This is a genomic window from Cellulophaga sp. (assembly GCF_039943695.1).
In the GTDB taxonomy this organism is placed as follows: domain Bacteria; phylum Bacteroidota; class Bacteroidia; order Flavobacteriales; family Flavobacteriaceae; genus Cellulophaga.
In genome coordinates this window covers 1-1484 of sequence record NZ_JBDVAA010000152.1, presented here as the reverse complement: position 1 = coordinate 1484, position 1484 = coordinate 1, and the positions used below count along the sequence as shown (strand labels likewise).

Below are 1484 nucleotides of genomic sequence, written 5' to 3'. Positions count from 1 at the left end.
ACTCTGGTCTCATAATCCAATCTCCTGCGGTTGGAATCTCAAAAAAACACGATTTGCAAAAACCTTGTCTGTATATGGGCTTGTCTAACTTGCAATTAAGGCATTGGTGTTTTATAAATGAAATTTCTACAGATTTGTTTAAAATCTGATTAACATTTAAAAAATCATTCTCAAAAACTAAATAATATTGTATAGGGTTTCCGTTCTCGGTTTGCATTTTTTGTAAAACACCTTGGTACTGCATAAAATGTATTTGAATATTAAAGTTGTATGGGCTATTTTTATCAAAATAACTACTGAAAATTTTCAGGATAAAGATACCTAAAAATGTCAATACCTTTTGTTAATTCTATTGCTTCTTGGTTGCTAAAAAAGCGGTATCACCAAATAGAACTTTTTTTAAAATACCCAGCTGAGGTTCAGGAAGAAGTAATGTTTAAGTTGCTTAGTATTGCTAAAGATACTGAGGTTGGTAGGCAGTACGACTTTGCGTCTATCACAAATTACAAAGAATTTGCTGCTCGTGTGCCAATTGTTTCTTATGAGGAAGTAGAGCCTTTTGTAGAGCGAACTAGAAGGGGGGAACAAAACATTTTTTGGCCTACAAGTATAAAGTGGTTTGCTAAAAGTAGCGGAACAACTAATGCTAAAAGTAAGTTTATACCAGTTAGTTCTGAGGCTTTAGAAGATTGTCATTTTAAATCTGGTAAAGATTTATTGTGCTTGTACCTTAATAATAACGAAAACTCACAATTGTTTACAGGCAAGAGTTTGCGTTTAGGTGGTAGTAAAGATTTATACGAGGATAATGGGAGCTTTTTTGGAGATTTATCTGCTATACTAATTGATAATATGCCTTTTTGGGCAGAAATGAGTAGTACGCCAAGTAATAAAGTGTCTTTAATGAGCGAATGGGAAACGAAGTTAGATGCAATTATTAACGAAAGTAAACTAGAAAATGTTACAAGTTTAGCGGGTGTGCCATCTTGGATGTTGGTGTTGCTTAACAATATGTTAGAGCAAACAGGTAGAAGTCATTTGTTTGAGGTTTGGGAAAATCTTGAGGTTTATTTTCACGGAGGTGTAAGTTTTAGCCCTTATAAAGATCAATACAAAGCCTTATTGCCGCGTAAACAGTTTAACTATTATGAAATTTATAATGCATCTGAAGGGTTCTTTGCTATACAGGATAGGAACAATGCAGATGATTTATTGTTGATGTTAGATTATGGTATTTTTTATGAATTTATTCCGATGGATGCATATGGGGCTGAAGATCAAAAAGTAATAGCACTTTGGGATGTGGAATTACATAAAAACTATGCTATTATAATTACTACTAATGCAGGTTTGTGGCGTTATAAAATAGGTGATACAGTAAGGTTTACATCAGTTAGTCCGTACAGAATAAAAATTACAGGTCGTACCAAGCACCATATAAATGTTTTTGGGGAGGAGTTAATTATTGAAAATGCAGAAGAGGC

At 33.4% G+C, this 1484-nt stretch carries 2 protein-coding genes; one reads left to right on the top strand and one right to left on the bottom strand.

Annotation, left to right across the window (positions count from 1 at the left end):
- Window positions 1-244: DUF2797 domain-containing protein (locus ABJD66_RS09715; RefSeq protein WP_348130910.1), on the bottom strand; the 244-nt coding region annotated here is incomplete at its 3' end.
- Window positions 245-327: 83 nt separating this feature from the next.
- On the opposite strand from ABJD66_RS09715, the gene ABJD66_RS09710 reads away from it, so the two are divergent.
- On the top strand, window positions 328-1484 hold a 1157-nt coding region (locus ABJD66_RS09710), incomplete at its 3' end, for a GH3 auxin-responsive promoter family protein (protein ID WP_348130907.1).